Source organism: Nocardiopsis lucentensis DSM 44048 (assembly GCF_000341125.1).
GTDB classification, from domain to species: domain Bacteria; phylum Actinomycetota; class Actinomycetes; order Streptosporangiales; family Streptosporangiaceae; genus Nocardiopsis; species Nocardiopsis lucentensis.
This window is the reverse complement of the sequence record NZ_ANBC01000205.1, coordinates 1-4,751: the sequence shown is the minus strand read 5'-3', so window position 1 is coordinate 4,751 and position 4,751 is coordinate 1. Positions and strand designations below refer to the sequence as shown.

Genomic DNA, 4,751 nt, shown 5'->3' with positions numbered 1-4,751 from the left:
GGGCCCCGCCGCGAGCCTGGTGGTCGGCCTGGCCCTGGGCGCCGTGTTCGTCCGGCGACAGCTGGTCCTGGAGGATCCGCTCATCGACGTGGACCTGTTCCGGTCGCGGGTCTTCAGCGTCGCGGTCGTCACGAACCTGATGATCGTGTTCTCACTGGTCGCGTCCCTGTTCTTCCTCACGCAGTACCTCCAGTTGGTGCTGGGGGTGTCGCCGATGCGCGCGGGGTACGTGCTGCTGCCGGGGCTGGTGCTGTCGGTGCTGGCGAGCTTCGTCGCCGTGCGGGCCGCCCGTCGGCTCAGCCTGGCGACGGTGATCGGCTCGGCCCTCGTGGTGACCGCGGCGGGGTTCGCGGTGCTCGTGTTCGCCTCCGCGAACGACACCGCCACCGGTGTGGCGGTCGTGGCCGTGGGCTTCGGCCTGATCGCCACCGGCGCCGGTTTCGCCGAGACCCTGACCAACGGGGCGATCATGTCGGCCGCCCCGCCGCGGCGCGCCGGTGCGGCCTCGGCGATCTCCGAGACCGCCTACGAGCTGGGCGGCGCACTCGGCGTCGCGGTGCTGGGCAGCGTGCTGACCGGTTTCTACCAGTCCGGGCTGGCCGGGGTCGAGGACGTTCCCGCGCCCGCCATGGAGCGGGCGCGGGAGACCCTGGGCGGGGCCGCCAACGCCGCGGCCGACCTGGGTGGGACGGCCGGTGCCGACCTGCTGGACGCGGCGCGGACCGCGTTCACCGGCGGAATGCACGTGACGAGCGTCATCGCCGCGCTGATCGTGCTGGCCGCCGCAGTCCAGGCGTGGGTGCTGCTGCGGAAGGAGACCGCTCCGGCCGCGGAGGGCCAGCGGGACGGGGACGGCGCGTCGGCCGCGCGGCCGCGGGAGCGGTCGCGCGGATAGGCCGTGTTTCTTGGGTCCTCCGCTGCGCTTCGAACCGTGTTCGGGCGCCCCAACGGCCAGGGATGCCTCATCCTCGGCCACGCCTGACGCTCGTTCCTCGCTCGCGGATCGCCTCGTCGTGCAGCACCCTGGCGGCACCCGAACGACACCCCTGCGGGTGACCGTTCCAGGAACAGGCCCTGGCCGGACGGGCGTCGGCCCCGGGGAGTCCCCCTCGGGGCCGACGCCCGTCCGGGGCCGGTGGTGCCCGTGACCGGTCAGGGCAGGCGGACGAGTTCCACGTCGGAGCCGTCCCAGCCGGGCGGCACCACGGCGTAGGCGTCGGCGTTGGCGGCTCCGCGCAGGCTGCCCGGGCGGTCGTGGCCCACGGGACGGGCACACCCTCCGGACACGCGCACGGGGACGAGACGGGTGTCGTAGGGGTGCGGGCGCACGTCGCCCTCCAGCGGCACCGACGCGGTGTCCAGGCTCGGGTCCGGCCGCCCCGCCATGGCGGTGACCAGGGGGACCAAAAGTGTGAGCGCCGCGACGAGGGCGGCGCCGGGGTTGCCCGGCAGGCCCACGAACGCGGTGCCGTCGGCGTGCGCGAGCCCCTGCGGGTGGCCCGGCCGGCAGGCGACGCCGTCCACGGCGACATCGGCGCCGAGGTCGGTCAGGACCGCGCGGAAATGGTCGGCGGGACCCTTCGACGACGAGCCGCACACGGCGACCACGTCGGCGCCCGTCCCGGTGAGGGCCCCGCGCAGGGTCCCCCGGTCGTCGCCCAGGCGGAGCACGCGCGTGACCCGCGCCCCCGCCCACCGCGCGACCCCCGGCAGGACCGGGCCGATGGCGTCGCGCACGGTGCCCTCCCCCGGCAGCCCGGAGTCGGCGACCTCGTCGCCGGTGACGATCACGGTCACCCGGGGCCGGCGGACGGGCAGGGTCTCGTGGCCGAGGCTGGCGGCCAGGCCGAGCGCGGCCGGGGTGACCACGGTTCCCCGTGTGAGAACAGTCTCTCCCGGCGCGATCTCCTCGCCCGACCAGCGCACGTGCCGCCCCGGGGTGACGTCGCCCGCGACCCGCCCCTCCCCGACCGTCGCCCCCTCGTAGGGCAGGACCGCCTCGGCGCCCTTGGGCACGTGGGCGCCGGTGGCGATCTCGACGGCCTCACCCGGACGCAGCCCCTCGCGCGGCGTCGGCGCTCCGGCCAACCGCCTGCCCGCCAACCGCCACGGCCCCTCCCCCGCCACCGCGTAGCCGTCCATGGCCGAGGCGTCGTAGGCGGGCAGGCCGACCAGGGCGCGCACGTCGTCGCCGAGGACGGCGTCCAGGGCGTCCTCCAGGGGGATCTCGCGCGGGGGAGGGGCGAGTTCGAGGCCGAGGCGGCGCGCCGCCTCACGGGCCTCCCGCCACGACCGCTGTGCGCCGTGTCCCGGGTCTCCCGTCGTGGGGACGCCCCCGGTCCCGTCCATGCCGCCTCCCCCGTCGTTCGCGCAGGTGCTCTCCATTGTTCACCCCTCGGTATGACGCGGACGTTAAGCGCCGCTCACGCCGTGGCTCGGGCCCCGAACGAGGGGACGCGCACCGGTCGCGCGCTGGGCCGATTTGCCGTCTGCCGACTTTCCGCTAGAGTTCTTACCAGCAGCACGGCGGGGGCCACGGAAACGGGGCCCGGGCCGAGCGCCGCGCGGACGTGGCTCAGCTGGTAGAGCATCACCTTGCCAAGGTGAGGGTCGCGGGTTCGAATCCCGTCGTCCGCTCGGAGGAGACGCGGGGCTTCGCGCCCCGCGTGTCTCGGTGGAGTGGCCGAGAGGCGAGGCAGCGGCCTGCAAAGCCGTCTACACGGGTTCAAATCCCGTCTCCACCTCCCATGCTTCACACGGGCGGTTAGCTCAGTTGGTTAGAGCGCTACCTTGACACGGTAGAGGTCACAGGTTCGAATCCTGTATCGCCCACCAGCATCACCCTCGAAACGGGCTCCTTCGGGAGCCCGTTCTCGTTGTGTCCGGGGTTGCGTTCCTCGGCCTCCGACGGCGGAGCGAAGAGCCTGCCGCGCTCCCGGTCCGTGGTCGACAGGCGGCGCCAGCAGTCACTCTCGAAACCTACAGATCCCGTGCACCCGGAGCAGGACTCCGGGCACACGGGACCATCGGATGCGACGTCGATCCCGGCAACAGCGATCAGCCAAGCTGACCGTGCGACCGTTCCACGACCGAGGGTCCAGCCCCGACCAGCCGCCCCCACGCACACGGCAGATTCTCGGAATATCCCGACAAACCACAACGCCGTGTTCCCACGCGCTCCGCGCTCCCGCGGCGGGCTGGCGCACGGCTTCGCCAAGACGGTCCCAAGGGGAGCACCACTGTTCTCCGCATCCCGGTCATCGGGGTTCCGTGCCCGGTCGCGGGCGTCCGCGATGATCGGGGGAACCGAGCGGCGAAGGGCCCATGCCGGACGAGACGACCCCCGAGCGCGGCCGCCGGGCGTCGCGCCACCGCCTCCCGCGCGGGAGGGACACCGGTCACGTGCCCGGGACGAACGTCCCCGTGGGTCGCGCCGACCACGGCGCCCGGAGTCACCGACCACCGACGAAGGACATCCGCGTCCGCGCGGTCCCGTCCGCGGGCGGGCCGATGACCGGAAGGCACCGGAGCGCGACGTGAGCGGTCCCGACACTCCCGCGTCCCGGCGCCGTGCCGGGCGCCGCCGTGAGAGCCGGGCCGAACGCCGTGCGTGGTCCCGCCTCCGGTCCCACCTGCGCGGCAGGTCGATGTGGGGCGTGCCGTTCCGCCTGTTCCTGACCGCGATCGCGGTCGGCCTCCTCGTCCCGTGGTTCGACCGTGCGCTCGCCCGGGCGCAGCGCCCCTACCCCGACCTCGACACGGGGACCATCGCGGGCATCCTGGGCACGATCTCCGGCGCGATGATGACCCTGTCCGGTCTCGTCTTCACCGCGCTGACCGCCGCGATGAGCTTCAGCACCACCTCGCTGTCGATCCGCATCGTCCCGGTGTTCAGGCAGGACACCGTCATCCGGTGGGGGCTGGGGCTGTTCGTCGGGACGTTCATCTACTCCCTGATCGTCGCCGTGGGCATCGCGACGGGAGTGCACGACCGCAAACCGTGGGCGGCCACCTCCGTCGCCGTGATCGCCACGGTCGGGTGCGGAATCATGCTCGTCGCCGTCGTCGTCCGGGTCTGCCAGCAGCTGAGTCCCGCGATCCTCCTCCGACGCCTCGCAGCGGACGGCTACAGGGGAATGGGGTTCGACCCCGCCCCGTTCCACACCGAGGCGGCGACCGTGTCCGGGCGGCACCTGCCGGAGGGCCACGTCGTCCGCAGGACGAGGGCGCTCAGGCACGGGGACACCCTGTTGGCGGTGCACACCCGGCGGCTCCTCGACATCGAGGCCGACTGGGACATGCGGATCGAACTCGTCCCCATGGCCGGCACGGCGGTGCAGTACGGCGGGATCCTGTTCAGGACGAGCGCGCCCACGTCGCCGGCCCAGAACGCCCGGCTGCTCAGGGCCCTGGCGTTCGGCGACACCTACTCCCCCCACAGCGGGTCCTTCGGCGCGATCAGGTCCATGGCCGACATCGCGCTCAAGGCCCTGTCCCCCGCGGTCAACGACCCGACCAGAGCCGTCCAGGCGCTCGACCAGATCGAGGACATCCTGGCGAGGCTGTCCCCCCGGATCGAGGCGGAGCGGGTCGCGCTCGCGGGCGACCCCGACGCCACCGTCGTCCAGGCGTGGTCCCGCGGCTGGGAGGACTACGTCGCGGCGGGGACCGACGAGATCCGGCAGTTCGGCACGTCCTCAGTGCAGGTCCAACGACGCCTGCGCGCGCTGTACGCCTCCCTGCTCGCCCAG

The 4,751-nt window shown here is 73.7% G+C and carries 3 protein-coding genes and 3 tRNA genes; 5 read left to right on the top strand and 1 reads right to left on the bottom strand.

The features are described from left to right. The coding region (locus tag D471_RS33300; RefSeq protein ID WP_017597918.1) for an MFS transporter at positions 1-895 on the top strand (895 nt) is incomplete at its 5' end. Positions 896-1,152: 257 nt separating this feature from the next. Here D471_RS33300 and D471_RS0106760 read toward each other — a convergent pair. Beyond that, positions 1,153-2,349 carry a molybdopterin molybdotransferase MoeA gene (locus tag D471_RS0106760; RefSeq protein WP_026127484.1) on the bottom strand — a complete coding sequence of 399 codons (1,197 nt, stop codon included), beginning with the start codon at positions 2,347-2,349 and terminating at the stop codon, positions 1,153-1,155. Between the two features lie 215 nt (positions 2,350-2,564). Between D471_RS0106760 and D471_RS0106755 the strand changes: the two genes are divergently transcribed. The 4 genes from D471_RS0106755 to D471_RS33295 form a co-directional block, all read left to right on the top strand. Continuing rightward, a tRNA-Gly gene (locus tag D471_RS0106755) sits at positions 2,565-2,637 on the top strand. 36 nt (positions 2,638-2,673) lie between these two features. Continuing rightward, positions 2,674-2,744, top strand: a tRNA-Cys gene (locus tag D471_RS0106750). A 14-nt stretch (positions 2,745-2,758) separates the two neighbouring features. Beyond that, positions 2,759-2,835: transfer RNA gene (locus D471_RS0106745), tRNA-Val, on the top strand. Between the two features lie 701 nt (positions 2,836-3,536). Then, positions 3,537-4,751: DUF2254 family protein (locus D471_RS33295; protein WP_017597916.1), on the top strand; the 1,215-nt coding region annotated here is incomplete at its 3' end.